Annotated in this window: 19 protein-coding genes; 11 read left to right on the top strand and 8 right to left on the bottom strand. The window is 61.1% G+C overall.

Going from position 1 to position 17581, the window contains the following annotated elements:
- The first annotated feature begins 17 nt into the window (after window positions 1-17).
- Entirely contained in the window at window positions 18-1112 is a 1095-nt protein-coding gene (locus LGH83_RS12410; protein WP_227398937.1) for an ABC transporter ATP-binding protein, read from the top strand.
- Window positions 1109-2392 carry a D-tagatose-bisphosphate aldolase, class II, non-catalytic subunit gene (locus LGH83_RS12405; RefSeq protein WP_227398936.1) on the top strand — a complete coding sequence of 428 codons (1284 nt, stop codon included), beginning with the start codon at window positions 1109-1111 and terminating at the stop codon, window positions 2390-2392. The genes LGH83_RS12410 and LGH83_RS12405 overlap by 4 nt, the downstream gene beginning before the upstream one ends.
- Before the next feature lie 560 nt (window positions 2393-2952).
- Here the strand turns inward: LGH83_RS12405 and LGH83_RS12400 are convergent.
- From LGH83_RS12400 to LGH83_RS12390, 3 genes are all read right to left on the bottom strand, one after another.
- The gene (locus LGH83_RS12400) at window positions 2953-3579 is read right to left on the bottom strand and encodes an FkbM family methyltransferase (RefSeq protein ID WP_227398935.1); all 627 of its coding nucleotides are present in this window, start codon (window positions 3577-3579) and stop codon (window positions 2953-2955) included.
- A gap of 164 nt (window positions 3580-3743) precedes the next feature.
- Entirely contained in the window at window positions 3744-5135 is a 1392-nt protein-coding gene (locus LGH83_RS12395) for a glycosyltransferase (protein WP_227398934.1), read from the bottom strand.
- Between the two features lie 13 nt (window positions 5136-5148).
- Window positions 5149-5676: a tetratricopeptide repeat protein gene (locus tag LGH83_RS12390; protein ID WP_227398933.1), complete on the bottom strand. Its 528-nt coding sequence runs from the start codon at window positions 5674-5676 to the stop codon at window positions 5149-5151.
- A 244-nt stretch (window positions 5677-5920) separates the two neighbouring features.
- Here LGH83_RS12390 and ilvC point away from each other — a divergent pair, with 244 nt between their 5' ends.
- On the top strand, window positions 5921-6940 hold the full coding sequence (ilvC, locus tag LGH83_RS12385; RefSeq protein ID WP_131114134.1) for a ketol-acid reductoisomerase: 1020 nt from the start codon (window positions 5921-5923) through the stop codon (window positions 6938-6940).
- Between the two features lie 68 nt (window positions 6941-7008).
- Here the strand turns inward: ilvC and LGH83_RS12380 are convergent, their stop codons facing one another.
- Window positions 7009-7965, bottom strand: a complete 957-nt coding sequence (locus LGH83_RS12380; protein ID WP_227398932.1) for a Gfo/Idh/MocA family protein — start codon at window positions 7963-7965, stop codon at window positions 7009-7011.
- A 179-nt stretch (window positions 7966-8144) separates the two neighbouring features.
- On the opposite strand from LGH83_RS12380, the gene pdxY reads away from it, so the two are divergent.
- Window positions 8145-8993, top strand: coding sequence for a pyridoxal kinase PdxY (pdxY, locus tag LGH83_RS12375; protein ID WP_227398931.1), 849 nt, complete (start codon window positions 8145-8147; stop codon window positions 8991-8993).
- Between the two features lie 106 nt (window positions 8994-9099).
- A complete protein-coding gene (locus LGH83_RS12370) occupies window positions 9100-9639 on the top strand; it encodes a Dps family protein (protein WP_227398930.1) in 540 nt (179 codons plus the stop codon).
- Between the two features lie 86 nt (window positions 9640-9725).
- Here the strand turns inward: LGH83_RS12370 and LGH83_RS12365 are convergent, their stop codons facing one another.
- A complete protein-coding gene (locus tag LGH83_RS12365) occupies window positions 9726-10904 on the bottom strand; it encodes an acetyl-CoA C-acetyltransferase (protein ID WP_227398929.1) in 1179 nt (392 codons plus the stop codon).
- Window positions 10905-11251: 347 nt separating this feature from the next.
- Here LGH83_RS12365 and phaR point away from each other — a divergent pair, with 347 nt between their 5' ends.
- A complete protein-coding gene (phaR, locus tag LGH83_RS12360; protein WP_227398928.1) occupies window positions 11252-11875 on the top strand; it encodes a polyhydroxyalkanoate synthesis repressor PhaR in 624 nt (207 codons plus the stop codon).
- 162 nt (window positions 11876-12037) lie between these two features.
- Here the strand turns inward: phaR and infC are convergent, their stop codons facing one another.
- Entirely contained in the window at window positions 12038-12565 is a 528-nt protein-coding gene (gene infC, locus LGH83_RS12355; protein ID WP_131114139.1) for a translation initiation factor IF-3, read from the bottom strand.
- Between the two features lie 294 nt (window positions 12566-12859).
- On the opposite strand from infC, the gene LGH83_RS12350 reads away from it, so the two are divergent.
- Genes LGH83_RS12350 through LGH83_RS12340 form a run of 3 tightly spaced genes read left to right on the top strand, consistent with a single transcriptional unit; the run spans window position 12860 to window position 14897 of the window.
- Window positions 12860-13255 (top strand): response regulator, encoded by a 396-nt coding sequence (locus tag LGH83_RS12350; RefSeq protein ID WP_227398927.1) that lies wholly within the window; start codon window positions 12860-12862, stop codon window positions 13253-13255.
- On the top strand, window positions 13252-14157 hold the full coding sequence (locus LGH83_RS12345) for a PhzF family phenazine biosynthesis protein (RefSeq protein ID WP_227398926.1): 906 nt from the start codon (window positions 13252-13254) through the stop codon (window positions 14155-14157). Before LGH83_RS12350 ends, LGH83_RS12345 begins: the two co-directional genes overlap by 4 nt.
- Entirely contained in the window at window positions 14154-14897 is a 744-nt protein-coding gene (locus LGH83_RS12340; RefSeq protein ID WP_227398925.1) for an NUDIX hydrolase, read from the top strand. The genes LGH83_RS12345 and LGH83_RS12340 overlap by 4 nt, the downstream gene beginning before the upstream one ends.
- Window positions 14898-14910: 13 nt before the next feature.
- Here the strand turns inward: LGH83_RS12340 and LGH83_RS12335 are convergent, their stop codons facing one another.
- Window positions 14911-15306: a hypothetical protein gene (locus LGH83_RS12335; protein WP_227398924.1), complete on the bottom strand. Its 396-nt coding sequence runs from the start codon at window positions 15304-15306 to the stop codon at window positions 14911-14913.
- Window positions 15307-15389: 83 nt separating this feature from the next.
- Here LGH83_RS12335 and LGH83_RS12330 point away from each other — a divergent pair, with 83 nt between their 5' ends.
- Window positions 15390-16130 (top strand): DUF1194 domain-containing protein, encoded by a 741-nt coding sequence (locus LGH83_RS12330; protein WP_227398923.1) that lies wholly within the window; start codon window positions 15390-15392, stop codon window positions 16128-16130.
- Window positions 16127-16444, top strand: a complete 318-nt coding sequence (locus LGH83_RS12325; RefSeq protein ID WP_227398922.1) for a SelT/SelW/SelH family protein — start codon at window positions 16127-16129, stop codon at window positions 16442-16444. The genes LGH83_RS12330 and LGH83_RS12325 overlap by 4 nt, the downstream gene beginning before the upstream one ends.
- Window positions 16445-16448: 4 nt before the next feature.
- Here LGH83_RS12325 and mgrA read toward each other — a convergent pair whose 3' ends face one another.
- The gene (mgrA, locus tag LGH83_RS12320; protein WP_227398921.1) at window positions 16449-17486 is read right to left on the bottom strand and encodes an L-glyceraldehyde 3-phosphate reductase; all 1038 of its coding nucleotides are present in this window, start codon (window positions 17484-17486) and stop codon (window positions 16449-16451) included.
- Window positions 17487-17581 lie beyond the last annotated feature (95 nt).

The following is a 17581-nucleotide window of genomic DNA, read 5'->3' as shown; positions in this document are numbered from 1 at the left end:
ATCGAGGAGAGACCCCATTGGCGGATGTCGAGATCGCCCATATCAGCAAGTCTTATGCGGCCCATCCCGTCATCCGCGATGTTAGCCTCAAGGTCGCGGATGGTGAGTTCATCGCGCTCGTGGGTGCATCGGGTTGCGGCAAGTCGACCCTGTTGCGGATGATCGCGGGGCTGGAAACCATCACGTCCGGGACGTTGTCGATCGGCGGGCGTGTGGTCAACGACGTCCCCTCGAAAGACCGGGACATCGCTATGGTGTTCCAAAACTACGCGCTTTATCCACATCTCACCGTGGCCGAGAATATGGGCTTCAGCCTCAAGCTGCGGGGCGCTTCCAAAGAGCAAATGATGCGGGAGATCGCGCAGGCCGCGCAAGTGCTCGGACTGTCGGATTACCTCAACCGCTATCCGCGCCAACTCTCCGGTGGTCAGCGCCAGCGGGTCGCGATGGGACGCGCCATCGTCCGCAAGCCGCAGGTGTTTCTGTTCGACGAGCCGCTGTCGAACCTCGACGCCCAACTCAGGGTGCAGATGCGGGTCGAGGTCAAAACGCTGCAGCAGCGGCTCGGCACGACCTCGATTTACGTCACCCACGATCAGATGGAAGCGATGACGATGTCGGACCGCATCGTCATTCTCAATGCGGGCCGCGTGGAACAGATCGGGGCACCGCTCGAGGTCTATGACCGACCCGCCAACCTGTTCGTGGCAGCCTTCATCGGGTCGCCCGCCATGAACCTGCTGCGGGGCCGTCTCGTCGATGGACCGCAGGGGCATGGCGTCGATCTAGGCGGCCTGATCTTGCCGCTCCCCGGGCGCGTGTCGGCCGAAGCGGGTCGCGCCGTCGTGTTCGGCATCCGCCCCGAGCGTCTCGTGGTCTCCACGGCGGAAGACGCCCTTTCCATGACGGTCGATCTTGTCGAGGCAACGGGTGCCGAGTTGCACGTCCACGGCCATCTCGGCGATCACAAGTTGATCCTGGCTATGCCGGGCCGACGGCTGGTGCGTTCGGGCGATCTCTTGCCGATCGCGGCCGAACCGGCCGATATTCATCTTTTCGACGCCGCCAGCGGGCAACGGCTTGATCTTCAGCGGGAGAGCGTTCGCGCATGAATCACAATCGGATCGCCGACCTCCCGGCCCAGCGGCGCGCCGGCAGTCGTACTGGAATCACCTCGGTCTGCACCGCGCATCCGACCGTGATTGAAGCCGCTCTGCGGTTCAGCCAGGCGCAGGGGGCGCCCGTGCTGATCGAGGCCACCTGTAACCAGGTGAACCAGCATGGCGGCTATACCGGCATGACGCCGGATGCGTTCAGACGTTTCGTCGAGACGATTGCCGCAAGGGTCGGCTTTTCGGGCGAGTTGATCCTCGGTGGCGACCATCTCGGCCCCAATCCGTGGAAACATCGACCGGCCGACGAGGCCATGCGCGAGGCGAGCGTGATGGTGCGGGATTTTGCCCGCGCCGGTTTCACAAAGCTCCATCTCGACACCAGCATGGGCTGCGCCGGCGAAACCGTCGCCTTGTCGGACGAGACGACCGCAGCCCGAGCCGCCAGCCTCGCGGCCATCGCCGAGGAGGCCGCCCCGGCGCGCGAGACCTTGTCCTACGTGATCGGCACCGAGGTGCCGGTGCCGGGTGGAGCGCTGGAAACACTCGATCATCTCGCGATCACCTCCCCGGACGCCGCGCGGCAGACCGTTGCGGTGCACGAGCGGGCCTTTGCCAAACTCGAACTGCAGGAGGCCTTCGGCCGCACCGTCGGCATTGTGGTGCAGCCGGGCGTCGAATTCGGCAACGCGGATGTCGTCCCTTACGACCGCGCCAAGGCGAAGGCGCTCAGCGCCACGCTCGATGGCCTGCCGCACGTCGTGTTCGAGGCTCATTCGACCGATTATCAATCCGAAGCCGCCCTCGCGGCCCTGGTGGACGATGGCTTCGCGATCCTCAAGGTCGGCCCCGGCCTGACGTTCGCGCTGCGCGAGGCGCTTTACGGGCTCGATGCCATCGCGACGGTGCTGGGTCTGCAGCAAGCGGACGACAGCCTGTCGGCCGCGATGGAACGCGTGATGCTGCGCGAGCCGGGCTCCTGGCAACCCTATTACCATGGCGACGCGGCCGAGCTGCGGTTGCAGCGGCACTTTAGCTACAGCGATCGCATCCGCTATTACTGGCCCCATGCCGAGGCGCAGGCGGCCCTGTCGCGCCTGCTTGGCTTGTTCGGCGATCGCGCGATCCCCGCGACCTTGATCAGCCAGTATTTCGGCTTACTCGACCCAGAACTCCTGGCGCGGAGCGGCGGCGCGACCGCGACCGTGCTGCAGGAGGCGGCCGTCACGCGGGTTCTCGCGATCTATGCCCGCGCCTGCGGCGTGACCGTCACGACCTGACCGCGCGGCCGCACGATGGCGAACCGAACGGCGGTGAAGGGTCATGTCCGATCGACCCGCCTCTCGGGCGGCGACGCGAGCCAACAACCCGCCTGCTTCGGCCTACGGCCGAGGGCGGCGCTGCAAGCGGCATCTGCGAACGTGCCCATGAGGGCCGTCCCGATGCCACGCGCAGCCCTCCCGTCGGATCGGCCGATCATAGAGGTCGATCACGGCACGGTGCCGCCTGTCGTAGCGCTGATGCGAGACGTCGTGGCCGCCGATGAACACGCCCCGCCCAAACCGCACGTCTGCCAGAGCCGGGGCAAAGATCGCCGCCGCGGCCAGGATGGTCACCGTCCATAACGACCGATGGATCGCGGTGGCTGTGGCGTGACGCCGCTTGTCCGAGTCCGACGCGGGCGTGTCGAAATCTCTGTTAGCCAGGGAACGCTTACGTTTGCGCTTGGTAAGCGGAAGCCACGAAGAAGGATAGAGCCCTGAGTTTTGGGTTGCAAACACTCCCCTCAGCGCCAGGGGTTCCTTGTGCCGCCTAGCCGCTGCATGGTTTCCAAATGTCTTTAAAACTCGAAACGGCCGAGGAAATAATCTGGACGATCCGCCGCATTTGAGACGTCGAGTGGACCAGGAAAGACTTCATCGCTACGTGTAAAATAGTATTGATCTCGGCGGACGAACGTAACTTCGTACACTTGTGCAATCGGAATGCCACCCGTCACTACGATGTTGCTGTAGTTATTCGCGTGAATGTGAATACATTCATGGCTCAATCGGATGCGCTGGAGGACGCGGCTAAAAAGCGTTCTAAATTGCTCATCGTGTAAATGATCAACCCAATGGAATTCGATTGCGATTTGGCGGAACTGTCCGAAAATCGACGGTGCGAGCGCGTCAAGGCACGACCATTCGTGACCTTCAATATCGACCTTTAAGATCATCTCGGTTTCAGAAGCGTGACCGTTTAGCTGTAGAAGCGTATCAAGTCGACGTAGTCCTTGAACATCGTCGGTATCAGCGATGCCAATTTTATTGAAATGAAACCGCGGATGCGATGTCGGAGCTTCGTCAACGGTGTGGTCATACTGAAAAATGTCGGCTCCGTTCTCCGCCATTTCAAAGTCCCATGATACATCTGGACCGACACCAAGGGAGTAACAAAGCTTGACGCCCTTCAGGTCGTCCAGCATGACATACCCACCGTCGTGATATCCCCCGACGCGCACCTTATCGAACCCAATGATCTTTGATGGTGTGAGTAAGGACAAGCATTGTCGGATGCTTAGCTGTATCTGATCTGACATAGCATTGACCCCGTCTCTAATTGATTTCAGTGTTGAAACAGTATGAAGATTTAGGTGATCGCTGGATTGGCGATTTGCGCGAGTTGGTCGAGAATGCTGGGAGTACACTCCTCCCAGCTTGGCCAAATAAAATCTTTAGATATGCAGCATGCCTTCTTATAGGCTGTGTCATCTTCCATTGAGATAACATGCTCAACAAGCGACGATGCATTGTTGAAGAATAGCCCGATGTCACCGATGATTTCTCGCGCGATGGGTGTATCGAAAACGATCGAGGGCTTGCCGTAGAAGGACGCTTCGATCATCGGTATGCCGAAGCCTTCTGCGACCGAACTCATGATCAGCGCATGTGAATGAATGTAAGCATCAGCAAGATCGAAATCATCCAAGCCAGAAAACCAGTGGAGTTTATCACCGTAGTAGATCGACGTTTCGATCGCCTCTGTTATTTCTTGCTCCATCCAGCCTTTTCGACCGATAATGACAAGGCTTCGGTCCAGCCCTGCGGCCCACATCGACTCAAAGCAACGGATTGTCGGAAGATGACCCTTCTTCGGTTCGACCGAACCCACCATGATATAGGGGTTTTTGTGACGGATGAGTTGAGTGACTGTACTGTTTGAGGAGTTCGATAATTCGATCTTCGATGTAATCATCGTCATCCCCTCATTCGACACGAGAGGTTCGAAACCGTTATAGGCCGTCATCATCATGGGGAGCCGTCGCTTTTGACGTGTCAAAAACTCAGCCACCGATCGCTTCGTATAGTCTGACACACAGAAAAGAGCGTCTGCATAAGTGGTCGTCTGCAGTACACTCTCACGAAATTGATAGCGCCAAGGTGATGGATAAAACTTTTCGAAAACGATTGGCAAAATATCATGTACAAGAATAACAATCTTTGCGCCGCTTTTCTTGATCTTCCGGTAGATTGAAGGATCAACGTCGTGCCAGTAGGCGGGGGCAAAGACGACATCACCCGGGCCCGGTTCAAGCCGGGCGAATTCATCTGCTTTCGCCGAGCGCCGCGCCAATATCTTGGATGCTTGACGGTTTAGTTCAGTCTCGATTTTTGATACTAACGCGCGACCGCCCGCACTTGGAAACACGGCTGCTGGGACGTTGACGATCGCAGTTGCGACAGCTGCGAGATAGTTGGCAGCGTCGCTTGCGACTTGCACCGCCGCCGGAATCGCATGAGCCCTGTTGCTGGCGTCGACTTTTTCGACCAGGTCCTCGGGTGGGTTTTGGCCAGGAAGCGGACGATAGATGATCAGGCCGTTCTGCGTCGGTACAAAGGGAATAACGTCTATACCGTTTTTCATCCCCCACTGGTAACCGATGTCGATATAGCTGAGTACGACGCGTGGAATGCCGGTTGGTTGTTTTGTAAAATCGATAAACGAGCAGTCGATTAGGATCCGTGTGCGACCACGTTGCATCAGTACTCTCTGCTCAAGTCGGAACGAAGTCGGCGAAATATTGTGCGAAGACATCAGCACGTTTCTGGTCTGCCTTCAGCGTTTGCAGCAGTTCGTCCAGAGATTGTGCTGATGCGCCTAAAGGGTCGAACGCGGAGGTGCGTGCCTCACTCCGGGTTCGCCCAAGGATCGACGCGATCTCGTGACGCGCGTCGGCGTTATCTGGTGCAAGCGCGAGGGTCGCCTCATAGGCTCGCAGCGCGTCTGCCTTTCGGTTTTGAAGCTTGAGCAAATGTCCGAGTTGCAGGCGAACATCGGCATCTTGCTCGTTTAGCGTCACCGCATATTGATAGGCTTGTTCAGCAGCCGCAAGACGGCCTGCCTCTTTACAACAATTGCCGAGCTGCACCCAGATCGAGAAATCCGAAGGATGGCGATCGACATGCTGCTGGTAGGCGTCGGCAGCCTCGCTCCAGGCACGCTGGTCGCGCTTCCGATCGCCGATCGATTTGAAGTTGCTCACCGCAACTCTCAACTTCAATCCCTTGAAAGCTCCGCTCATCCGCCGCCCTTTTTGCTCGGCGCAAGTCATAGAGCGTCATAGGTTGCCGGTCAAATAAAAAGCAACCTGGAGTTGTCAAGTCGCGCGGTTGAAAGAGCGCGGAGCTTGGGTCTGGACTTCAGGGAGAACGACTTCCTCGTCGCTCCGCCATCGTTCGTTTGACGCCTCCGCCCGCACGCCATAGAACGCCGTGTTACGTTCAACACAACACCGCCCGGAGAGACGGTTCAAGGAAGTCAAAGCGATGCGCGTCTACTACGATCGGGATGCCGATCTCAATCTCATCAAGGGCAAGAAGGTCGCAGTGGTCGGCTACGGCAGCCAGGGCCATGCTCACGTGCTCAACATGCGGGATTCGGGCGTCAAGGACGTCGTTGTGGCGCTGCGCGAAGGCTCCCCCTCGGCCAAGAAGGCGGAAGGCGAGGGCCTCAAGGTCATGAACGTCGCCGATGCGGCCAAGTGGGCCGATATCGTGATGATGCTGACGCCGGACGAGCTGCAGGCCGACATCTACAAGGCCGATCTCGAACCCAACATGAAGAACGGTGCCGCGCTGCTGTTTGCGCATGGCCTCAACGTTCATTTCAACCTGATCGAGCCGCGTGCCGATCTCGATGTGTTGATGGTGGCGCCCAAGGGTCCCGGCCATACGGTCCGGTCGGAGTACCAGAAGGGTGGCGGCGTGCCGTGCCTGATCGCCATCGCGCAGGACGCGTCCGGCAATGCTCATGATCTTGGACTGTCCTACGCCTGTGCGATCGGCGGGGGCCGGGCCGGCATCATCGAGACCACCTTCAAGGAAGAATGCGAGACCGATTTGTTCGGCGAGCAGGCCGTCCTCTGCGGCGGGTTGGTCGAACTGATCCGCGCCGGCTTCGAGACGCTGGTGGAAGCCGGCTATGCACCCGAGATGGCCTATTTCGAGTGTCTGCATGAGGTGAAGCTGATCGTCGACCTCATCTACGAGGGCGGCATCGCCAACATGAATTACTCGATCTCGAACACCGCCGAATATGGCGAATACGTCACCGGCCCGCGCATCATCACACCGGAGACCAAGGCCGAGATGAAGCGCGTTCTGCAGGACATTCAATCCGGCAAGTTCACGCGGGATTGGATGCTCGAAAACAAGGTCAGCCAGACCTCGTTCAAGGCCACCCGTGCCAAGGCCGCAAGCCACCAGATCGAGGAAGTCGGCGGCAAGCTGCGCGCCATGATGCCCTGGATCACAAAGAACAAGATGGTCGACAAAGAACGCAACTAAGCGCGTTTCCTCGGCCTTCTTCGTCAAACTCAAGCCCGCTCGGCAACACGCCGAGCGGGCTTTTTGATTCAATCCTCGAAGGGCTCGGTCACGACCCGTTTGCCGATCATGAACGCATCGGCCACCAGCTGAAACGGTGCGACATCGACGGCGCTGCTGCCGCTGTCGAGCAGCGTCGCGAACCGCTTGTAGATCCCCTCATATTCTCCATGTTGCGGCGTCGGCGCGTCGAGCAACGGCGTACCGTCGATCGCAAGCTTCGAGCCGCCGCCCGTGAGGTTGAAGCGCTGACCGGCCTCTGTCTCGATGTCGATGGTCCAGCTCTGCTCGCCGGTCTGCCGCCAGTCGAACGCGGCCGTGAGCGCCCCTGGCTGGGCCTCGCTCGCAACCGGGCTGCTGAAGACGAGGTCGGCCGCGATCGGCATGTCCCGGTTTGACGGATAGACGAGGCTCGCGTCGTGCACGAAGATCGGGCCGGGCATGATGCGGGTCAGGATCGAGAGCGCGTTGATGCCGGGGTCGAACACGCCGAAGCCGCCGACCTCCCAAATCCAATCCTGGCCCGGATGCCAACGCCGGACATCCTCCTTCCAGGTGATCGTCAGCCGCTTGATGCGTTCGCCGACGAGCCGCGACCGAACCTCCTCGACCGCCGCATTATATTGCGAATGCCAGGTCGTGAAGATCACGCGATCCAGCGTCGCCGCGTAGCCGGCGAGATCGGTCAGTTCGGTGACGGTCGGGGCAGGGGGCTTTTCGAGCAGGACGTGTTTGCCGGCATCGAGCGCCTCGCGCGCGATGGTATAGCGGGCGCTGGGCGGCGTGCAGATCGCCACCGCGTCGAGATCGGGCATGGCGGCATAAAGCTCCGCTGGGGTCTTGAATGTCGGCACATCGGGATGCGCGAGGCCCCGTTGGCTGACCAGGGCCGCGAGCCGGAAGTTTGGGTTATTGGCGATGACCGGCAAGTGCTGGTCTTGCGAGATCTTACCGACCCCGATGATCGCGATACTATAGACCGCCAAAGTCGTTCTCCTCCTGATCGGCGAGCATGTCCGATGGCTCGCATGTCTCTGCGCGACAAACCACAGGCGCGGGGCTGTGTTCAACTCCCGTATTCGGGCATCGACGTGAATCCAAGCGCTGCGAGATGAAACGCGATCCCCTATGCTCCCCGTTCAACCATAACCTCGAGCGTCATCCCATGAACATCCTGTCGATCCAATCGCATGTCGCCTATGGGCATGTCGGCAACGCGGCGGCGGTGTTTCCCATGCAACGCCTCGGCCATGAGGTTTGGCCGATCCACACCGTGCAGTTTTCCAACCACACGGGCTATGGGGCGTGGCGCGGCGAGGTGCTGCCCGCGAGCCTGATCGGTGATTGCGTCCAGGGCATCGCCGATCGCGGCGTGTTGAGCCGCTGCGACGGCGTGTTATCGGGCTATATGGGGTCGGCCGAGACCGGTCTTGCGATCCTCGATGCGGTCGACAAGGTCAAGGCCGCCAACCCATCGGCGCGCTATTGCTGCGACCCGGTGATCGGTGATGTCGGTCGGGGCGTTTTCGTCCGGCCGGGCATCGCCGAATTCATGCGCGACCGCGCCGTGCCGATGGCCGATCTCATCACGCCCAACCAATTCGAACTCGATATTCTGTCGGGAGGCTCGTCGGCCACCTTGGAGGAGGTGCGGCCCGCGCTCCGCTCTGTCCATGCCCGCGGACCCAGCACGATCCTGGTCACCTCCTATCTCGGTCACGATACGCCTGCCGACAGCCTCGATCTGCTCGCCTCGGACGGCGGGGATCTGTGGCGGGTGCGAACCCCGAAGCTCGGCCTGTCGATCAACGGGGCCGGGGATGCGATCGCGGCTCTGTTCTTCGTGCATCACCTGGAAAGCGGATCCTTGCCCGAGGCGTTATCGCGGGCGGCGTCGTCAGTCTATGGCCTGTTGCGGATGACCCAAGATGCCGGTGCTGGCGAGATTCTGCTGATTGCCGCGCAGAACGAGATCGTCGAGCCGACGGCGCGCTTTCGGCCGGAGAAAATCTGACGGTCCGCGACCATCTCAGCTTCCGCTTAAGCTCGCCGCGATGGAACGCAACGGGCCGCAAAAGGGTTCTAAGTCACACGGTTGACGTGCCGTGAAGGGGATAGACATGGCCAAAGACACCACGAAACATAATGCGGACACTGATGCTTCGGCGCTGAAAACTCCCAGCGACCTCGGCGATAACGGCACCGCGCAAATCGCCGCCGAGATCAACAAGCTGGTGGCCGACGCTTTCGCGCTTTATCTCAAGACCAAGAATTTCCATTGGCACATGAGCGGCCCGCATTTCCGCGACTACCACCTGTTGCTCGACGAGCATGCCGATCAGATCTTCGCCACGACCGATCCGCTGGCCGAGCGGGTTCGCAAGCTCGGTCGTCGAACGGTCCATTCGATCGGTGAAATCAACGGGATGTCGCGCGTGAAGAACAACGATGCCGACTTCGTGTCAGCGGCCGACATGCTCCGCGAGCTCCTGCAGGACAATCGCGACATGGTGACCAACATGCGCAAGGCGCATGAAGTGTGCGACGAACACAAGGATGTCGCGACTGCGAGCCTGCTCGAAAACTATATCGACGATACCGAGCGCAGGGCCTGGTTCCTGTTTGAGGCGACCCGCGACGCCGACGCGACCGGCCACTAAGCTATCGCCACGGGCACTCGAAAATGCCGCCGGTTCGCCGGCGGCTTTTTTGTTTCGACATTGTCACGCGGATCAAGCGTATGGCGTCAGCGTTCGACCGTCATGGCGACGCCCATGCCGCCCCCGATACACAGGGTCGCGAGGCCCTTGCGAGCATCGCGTCGGCCCATCTCGTAAAGGAGTGTGGTGAGGACGCGCGCGCCGGACGCCCCGATCGGGTGACCGATCGCGATCGCGCCTCCGTTGACGTTTACGATCGCCGGATCCCAACCCATGTCTTTATTGACCGCCAGCGCTTGCGCCGCAAACGCCTCGTTGGCCTCGACGAGATCGAGATCGGCGACCTTCCATCCCGCCTTCTCCAGCGCCTTGCGCGAGGCAGGGATTGGGCCGGACCCCATCACGGCGGGGTCGACCCCAGCGGTCGCCCAGGAGGCGATGCGTGCGAGTGGCGTCAGGCCGCGCTTCTTGGCCTCGGCGGCCGTCATCAGCACCAGAGCGGCGGCGCCGTCGTTGATGCCGGACGCGGAACCCGCCGTCACGGTTCCCTCCTTTGAGAAGGCGGGCTTGAGCTTCGTCAAGGCCTCGAGGGTGGTGCCGGGCCGGATATGTTCGTCCTGATCGACCACGACGTCACCCTTGCGACCCTTGATCGTGAACGGCACGATCTCGTCTTTGAACCGCCCTGAAGCTTGAGCCTTCTCGGCTTTGTTCTGGGACGCCACGGCGAACTTGTCCTGATCCTCGCGGGTCAACTGCCATTGGGTCGCGACGTTTTCGGCCGTAACGCCCATGTGATAGCCATGGAACGCATCCATCAGCCCATCCTTGAGCATGGTATCGACGAGCTTCAACTCACCCATCTTCACGCCCGAACGGAGATAGGCCGCATGCTGCGCTTGCGTCATGCACTCCTGGCCACCTGCGACGATGATCGAGGCGTCGCCGCTGCTGATCTGCTGCAGCCCGAGCGCGACGGCCCGTAAACCGCTACCGCAAAGTTGATTGAGGCCCCAGGCCGTCCGTTCCTGCGGCACGCCTGCCAACATGGCGGCCTGTCGGGCGGGATTCTGGCCCTGACCCGCCGTCAGGACCTGGCCCAAGATAACTTCATCGACCTCGTCGGCCGACAGTCCCGCTCTCGCCAGCGCCGCCGTGATGGCGGTCGCACCGAGTTCATGCGCTGCGGTATTGGCGAAGACGCCGTTGAAGGTTCCAACGGCTGTGCGGGCTGCACTGACGATCACGATATCGGCGGACGACATGGACGCTCCTCGAGTGGGGTTCTCCGCCAGTGTCTGAGGCGGTTGACGGTAATGGCGCGCGATGTTCGATGATGCGCTCGGGCAAGGCAAGCCCAAGAAGACGTCGCCGTTTTCCATTATGTGGTGATGACCGGCGGTGTTCGGAAGACTGGCGATTTCGCCATCATGGCTATTTCGCAACAGCAACAAACCGCCTATCCTCGACCGGGAGAGCGTCACGCGATCAGGCGAAGAACAAGCTTCGAACTTAAAATCTCAGGGTGGAACCGCTTAACGCGAGTGTCGAACGGCTCGAGACCCGTCCGTCATCTCGAAGGAGGCTGTTTCCCGGCTATGGCGGACCCAGCATGACCGCGACTGACAAACCGATCACGATCAAGAAATACGCCAACCGACGATTATACAATACGGGAACCAGCACCTACGTGACGCTCGAAGACTTGGCCGGTATGGTCAAGCGTGGCGAGGATTTTGCGGTCTTCGATGCCAAGACCGGAGAGGAAATCACCCGAAGCGTTCTGGCACAGATCATTTTTGAGCAGGAGGGCAAGAACGGCCAAAGCCTTTTGCCGACCGCCTTTCTCCGCCAATTGATCCGCTTTTACGGCGACAGCATGCAGATGCTGGTCCCGAGCTATCTCGAATTTACCATCGATAAACTAACAACCGACCAGCATAAAATGCGTGAGCAGGTCGAGACCGCCATCGGCGGCAGCATGTTGCCGGGTACGGCGTTTCGCAGTCAGATGTTCGATCAACTCGAGGAGCAGACCCGCAAGAACATGCTGATGTTCTCGCAGGCTTTGACGATGTTCAGCCCGTTCACGCCCAAGATCCCGGTTGGCGCGGTCGCTGAACCGAGCCCGATATCGTCGGCCCCGACCGCCGACGATCTCGAAGCGCTGCGGACGGAATTGAGCGACATGCAGAAACGCCTGGACCGCTTGGCGCCTAAGCCTGCGAGCGAGTGACGGCGCGACCAGCTTCGGCTGGGTCGCTTTGGACTCGAGGGTCGTTGAAGAGCGGGCGGCTTGATGCTCCCAGGTGATCGCGCCGACGCACCCCCAACAAGCAGAAAGGGTGCCGACTTTCGCCGCACGCCCTTCATTCAACCTATAAACCGGAGACGCGTCTCAGCGGGGCGCCAGGATCATGACCATCTGGCGGCCTTCCATCGACGGCTCAGTCTCGACTTTGGCGATTGCGAGCGTCTCTGTTTTCACCCGATCAAGGAGGCGATACCCAATATCCTGGTGGGCCATTTCACGCCCGCGAAACCGAAGCGTAACCTTGACCTTGTCGCCTTCCTCGAAGAAGCGATGCACCGCTTTCATCTTGGTATCGTAATCGTGTTCGTCGATGCCAGGCCGAAGCTTGATTTCCTTCACTTCGACGACCTTTTGACGCTTGCGCGCCTCAGCGGCCTTTTTCTGTTCGAGGAAGCGGAATTTGCCGTAATCCAAGATCTTGCAGACTGGAGGATTGGCATTTGGAACGATCTCGACAAGATCGAGTCCAGCCTCTGTCGCGATCTGCAGCGCCTCCTGCGTGTCGGTATTGCCACGATTGCGCCCCTCGGCGTCAATCAGTTGGACCTCCTTGACACGGATATCGAGGTTTATACGTGGCCCGTCTTTCTGCGGGACCGGTGCTGCTTTCATTGGACGACGAATGGTTTTCTCCTCTGCGACGATAGTCTGAGTGGTCGGCCGATGCGCTGCGACCCGTCATGACCTGATGGCTGGCGATAACATGATGCGGCATCCGCCCATGTCAACAATAAAGCCCAGGGCGACGCGAAAAACCACGATCTTGTCACGTTGAAGCATGTTATCACGCGGCAAGAAATGGCGCAATTGCATGCCGATGGACTTGAGTTTAGGCATCGGACATTGAAGATAGCGCATAGCGCATAGCGCTCGTCCTGGTGGTGGCGAAGCAGGAAGGGAGCAGTGGTGTCGGAAACCGAACGCGCAGCCAATCGTGATTTGCGAGGGCTGAAGGTTTTCATCGTCGAGGATGAATCGCTCATTGCGATGCTGCTCGAGGACCTCCTTGGCGAGATCGAGTGCGACATCGTCGGCTCTGCTTTGACATTCCGTCAGGCGATGGAACAGGCCCCGACGATTGCGGCCGATGTCGCGATTCTCGACATCAATCTTGGCGGCGACCCCATCTTCCCGGTCGCGGAGATCCTTGCGGCGCGCGGCATGTCAATCATCTTTGCGAGCGGTTATGGCGCAACGACGTTGCCGGAGGCGTGGCGCAACCGCCCGACGCTGCCGAAGCCCTTTTCGGCCGAGCAGGTCGCTGATGTTTTGCAGAAAGCGATCGGAGCCTCGGCAGGATGAGCCGCCCCTTCGCCACGTTGGACGTGTTCACCGATGTGGCTCTCGCGGGTAATGCTCTGGCGATCGTCCTCGACGCGGACGCTCTCGATCCAGCGCGGATGCAAGCCATCGCTCGCGAATTCAATCTGTCCGAAACCGTTTTCGTTCAAACGCCGCGCGATCCCGCGCATGAAGCTCGCCTGCGGATCTTCACACCTGCGGCCGAGCTTCCATTTGCTGGTCATCCGACCGTCGGAACGGCGGTGTTTTTAGCGCTGCGGTATCACCGCGACCGCCTCGCGACCGGCGACGTGACGATCGTGCTCGACGAGACGATCGGGCCAGTGACCTGCCGGGTTGGGATGCGGGCGGGCGTGGCGCATGCCCGCTTCGATCTGCCTCGACTTCCGGCTTCGAGCGGCACGACCGCATCGAACGCTGTGATTGCGGCCGCCCTCGATCTGACCGTCGACGACATCGGCTTCGGCCGTCATGTTTCCAGCATCTTCTCTGCGGGCGTGGCTTTTACTTTCGTGCCGTTGCGCGACCGCGAGGCCCTCGCACGGGCACGGCCCGTCCTCACGCGCTGGTACGACGCGTTCGGGGAGTTCGGTGCCGTCTACCTCTACACCGACGACGTCGCGAGCCCGGACCACCAGATCCGCGCCCGCATGTTCGCGCCGAACATGGGCCTTGCGGAAGATCCGGCCACCGGTGGTGCGGTCGCGGCTTTCGCGGGCGTTCTCCTGCATTATGGCGACCTCGCCGATGGTGACCATGCGTTCGTCATCGAGCAGGGGTTCGAGATGGGACGTCCGAGCCTCATCGAACTCGGCCTCACTCTGCGCGACGGGCGGTTGGTGTCCGCTTCGATCGGCGGCACCGCCATCGTGGTGTCGCACGGAACGCTGGAGCCTGAGTGACCGAGCGCGTCACTCCCGAAGGGCCGTTCACGCTCGATCATGTCGATGCCATAGACTGTTGTCTCGAGGCGGTGCCGTGGCTTTTCGCCAGCGACCACGCCGATGCGATCGACGCGCATTGGGCGACGCTGCTGGCGGCCTTACCGAAGATGTTCAACGGCCGTGTCCTGCTGCAGCATCGCGGCGCGGTGGAGCAGGACGACACGGGCAGGAGGGTCTATCGCGGCGCGTATTTCGAGGCCGAGTTCAAGGCCTTTCTCGCGTGGCGCGATTTCGGTTACCCGATGCTCGGCGTTCGCAACGGCTTCGCGATGGCGGCCTTGCGCGGGTCCGACGGGGGGTTCGTGCTCGGCGAGATGGGCCCCCACACCGCCAATGCGGGGCGCATCTACTTTCCCTCCGGGACGCCGGATCTCAGTGATCTCGTGGGCGATCGTGTCGATCTCGACGGCAGCGCCCGGCGGGAACTTGTCGAGGAGACCGGGCTCGATCCCGACGACCTCGATTTTGCGCCCGGCTTCACCCTCCTGCACGATCCGGTGCGGGTGTGCTGCATGAAACTGGTCCGATCGCGCGACAGTGCCGATGCGCTGGCGGCCCGGATCGAGGAGGCCCTTGCGCGGGACGCCGATCCAGAATTGGTCCGCATCCATGTGGTCCGGGGGGAGGCCGACATGCGCCCCGAAATGCCGGTCTTCGTGACCGACTATATGCGGCATATGTTCGCCCGGGATCTTTAGTCCGGATCGCCGATCAGCCCGGATAGCCATGCCGGCGCTTCGACGCCGCAACCATGCCGCTGGCTTGGCCATCATGCCCGGCCGAACAGGCACTCTCGGCTTTGGCGATCTCACCCTTGATCTGGTTGTAGACCTTCGGTTCGATGTTGCCGCTGGCGAAATCGTTATCCTGCACGGCGCGCCAACGGGCGATGTCGCCCGCGCAACCGGCTCCCTCCGGCATCTTGAAGTTTGGCGGCGTGAACGGCCGGGTCGCATAGCCTGCTTCGGGATCGTTGGCCTGCTGCGCGAGCGCCGCCGGTACGGTCCACCCGACGAGCACCAGCGTCGCCACGCTGATCACGGCCGACCGCTTGACCGGCCGCGAGCCCTGGTGACGCAGCATCGGATTCGCGTGCAATTTGGCCATGATGTTCTCTCCTGATTCGGCACGGAACCGTAGTCGGATCGCCGCGACGCGGAAAGATGCGGCTCGCCTCACGGAGATCGCCGATGGAACGCCGCTCAGGGCTCCGCTTCGCCGTCTTTCTGGCGCTTCTGATCGAAGCCTCACCCGGCCTCGCGCAGGCGCCTCCTCTCGCTTCGGGCAAACCGCATGTCGATGTGCTGCTGGTGCTCGCAGCCGACGTGTCCCGAAGCATCGACGAGCAAAAGTTCGAGCTGCAGCGCAAGGGATATGCGGCCGCTCTGGCCGATCCGCGCGTGCTCGAGGCGATCGCGTCCAACCCGGACAAAACCATCGCGGTCGCGTTCATGGAATGGGCTGGATCGGAGTCGCAGAAACTCGTGATCGATTGGACGCCGATCCGCAACGAGGCCGACGCCAAAGCGTTCGCCCAGCAGGTGTTGGGGGCTCCGCGTTCCTTCTATGACCGAACCGCGATCGGCTCCGCGCTGGATTTTGCGACAGCGCAATTCGACCATGCGCCCTTTGAGGCAACGCGGCGCATCATCGATGTGTCGGGCGATGGGGCCAGTAACGGCGGCACGGACATCAAGGCGGCGCGGGACGCGGCTCTTGCCCATGGCGTGACGACAATCAACGGGCTGGTGATCCTGAGCAGCATGGACGGGCCGCGCTATCTCGTGGAACATACACATCCACCGGGTGGACTTGCGGCCTATTACAAAACCAACGTGATCGGCGGCGTCGCCGCTTTCGTGTCGAGCGCCGAGGGCTTCGAGAGCTTCGATCGTTCGCTCATCGCCAAGATCGTCGAGGAAATTTCGTGAGCGACACCGACATCGGACCCGCGGCCGAGGCGCGACATGAGGCCAAGCCGCGGATCGGCATCGTCTATTGCACGCAATGCCATTGGCTTCTTCGAGCCGCCTGGATGGCCCAGGAACTTCTGTCGACCTTCGGAACCGAGCTTGCCGAGGTTGCGCTCGTGCCGTCGACGGGTGGCACGTTCCGTGTCGAATACGACGACATCGTCATCTGGGAGCGCAAGCGCGACGGCGGCTTTCCGGAAGCCAAGGTGCTCAAACAACGCGTCCGGGATCAGCTCGACCCCGGTCGCGATCTTGGTCATTCGGACCGTTGAAGCCTCACGTCTCGGCTGGAATAGCCGACTGGCTCCGCCAGAGGTCGATGCCGCCCTCGGTCGCATGGGTATCGATGCGTGCGAGTTCGTCGGTGTCGAAGGCCAAATTGTTCAGAGCATCGAGCGAATTGTCGAGTTGCTCGACCGTCCGCGCCCCGATGAGGGCCGACGTGACACGCTTATCGCGCAGCACCCAGGCGATCGCCATTTGAGCGAGCGATTGTCCGCGGGCTTGAGCGATGTCGTTCAGCGCCTTAATGCGGGCGAGATTGTCGTCCGACACGTGATCGGGCGAGAATGACCCATTTTTGGCGGCGCGCGACGCCTCTGGCACGCCTTTCAGATATTTGTTCGACAGCAGGCCCTGGGCCAGCGGCGAAAAGGCGATGCAGCCGACACCGAGCTCTTCGAGCGTATCGAGCAGCCCATTCTCGACCCAGCGGTTCAGCATCGAATAGGACGGCTGGTGGATCAGGAAGGGCGTGCCCTGCTGCTTCAAGATCTTGTAGGCCGCTCGGGTCCGCTCGGGCGAATAGGACGACACACCGACATAGAGCGCCTTGCCGGAGCGCACGAGTTGATCCAGCGCGCCCATCGTCTCTTCGAGCGGTGTCTTGGGGTCCGGACGGTGGTGATAGAAGATGTCGACATAGTCGAGCTTCATCCGCTTCAGACTCTCGTCGCAGCTGGCGATGAGATACTTGCGCGAACCGAAATTGCCGTAGGGCCCGGGCCACATATCCCAGCCGGCCTTGGACGAGATGATCAATTCGTTGCGGTAGGGACGGAAGTCGAGATCCATCCAACGGCCGAAATGGTCCTCGGCCGACCCATAGGGCGGACCGTAATTGTTGGCGAGATCGAAATGTGTCACGCCGCGATCGAAGGCGCGGCGCAGGATCGCGCGGCCGGTCTCGAAGACGTCGGTCCCGCCGAAGTTCTGCCAAAGCCCGAGCGAAATGGCCGGAAGATCGATGCCCGATCGCCCGCAGCGACGGAAGGTGGCAGTCTCGTAGCGATGTTCTGCGGCCACATAGGTCATGATTGCTCCCTCGGAACGGGGGCGTGACCGCCTCGAAGACGGTCCGCCCGCTCGTCATTGTCCCCTATATCGACCGCTTCCGCAGCGGGCCGATC

Origin of the sequence: Lichenihabitans sp. PAMC28606, assembly GCF_020616535.1 — a bacterium.
GTDB lineage: Bacteria > Pseudomonadota > Alphaproteobacteria > Rhizobiales > Beijerinckiaceae > Lichenihabitans > Lichenihabitans psoromatis.
The sequence above is the reverse complement of the archived record's forward strand: the minus strand, read 5'-3'. Positions and strand labels throughout refer to the sequence as shown.

Coding starts and splice junctions, on each gene's coding strand:
- phaR (WP_227398928.1), top strand. CDS start 11,252: ATGACCGCGACTGACAAACCGATCACGATCAAGAAATACGCCAACCGA.
- LGH83_RS12330 (WP_227398923.1), top strand. CDS start 15,390: ATGGAACGCCGCTCAGGGCTCCGCTTCGCCGTCTTTCTGGCGCTTCTG.
- mgrA (WP_227398921.1), bottom strand. CDS start 17,486: ATGACCTATGTGGCCGCAGAACATCGCTACGAGACTGCCACCTTCCGT.
- LGH83_RS12390 (WP_227398933.1), bottom strand. CDS start 5,676: ATGAGCGGAGCTTTCAAGGGATTGAAGTTGAGAGTTGCGGTGAGCAAC.
- LGH83_RS12370 (WP_227398930.1), top strand. CDS start 9,100: ATGGCCAAAGACACCACGAAACATAATGCGGACACTGATGCTTCGGCG.
- infC (WP_131114139.1), bottom strand. CDS start 12,565: ATGAAAGCAGCACCGGTCCCGCAGAAAGACGGGCCACGTATAAACCTC.
- pdxY (WP_227398931.1), top strand. CDS start 8,145: ATGAACATCCTGTCGATCCAATCGCATGTCGCCTATGGGCATGTCGGC.
- LGH83_RS12395 (WP_227398934.1), bottom strand. CDS start 5,135: ATGCAACGTGGTCGCACACGGATCCTAATCGACTGCTCGTTTATCGAT.
- LGH83_RS12400 (WP_227398935.1), bottom strand. CDS start 3,579: ATGCTGGACGACCTGAAGGGCGTCAAGCTTTGTTACTCCCTTGGTGTC.
- LGH83_RS12335 (WP_227398924.1), bottom strand. CDS start 15,306: ATGGCCAAATTGCACGCGAATCCGATGCTGCGTCACCAGGGCTCGCGG.
- LGH83_RS12365 (WP_227398929.1), bottom strand. CDS start 10,904: ATGTCGTCCGCCGATATCGTGATCGTCAGTGCAGCCCGCACAGCCGTT.
- LGH83_RS12345 (WP_227398926.1), top strand. CDS start 13,252: ATGAGCCGCCCCTTCGCCACGTTGGACGTGTTCACCGATGTGGCTCTC.
- LGH83_RS12405 (WP_227398936.1), top strand. CDS start 1,109: ATGAATCACAATCGGATCGCCGACCTCCCGGCCCAGCGGCGCGCCGGC.
- ilvC (WP_131114134.1), top strand. CDS start 5,921: ATGCGCGTCTACTACGATCGGGATGCCGATCTCAATCTCATCAAGGGC.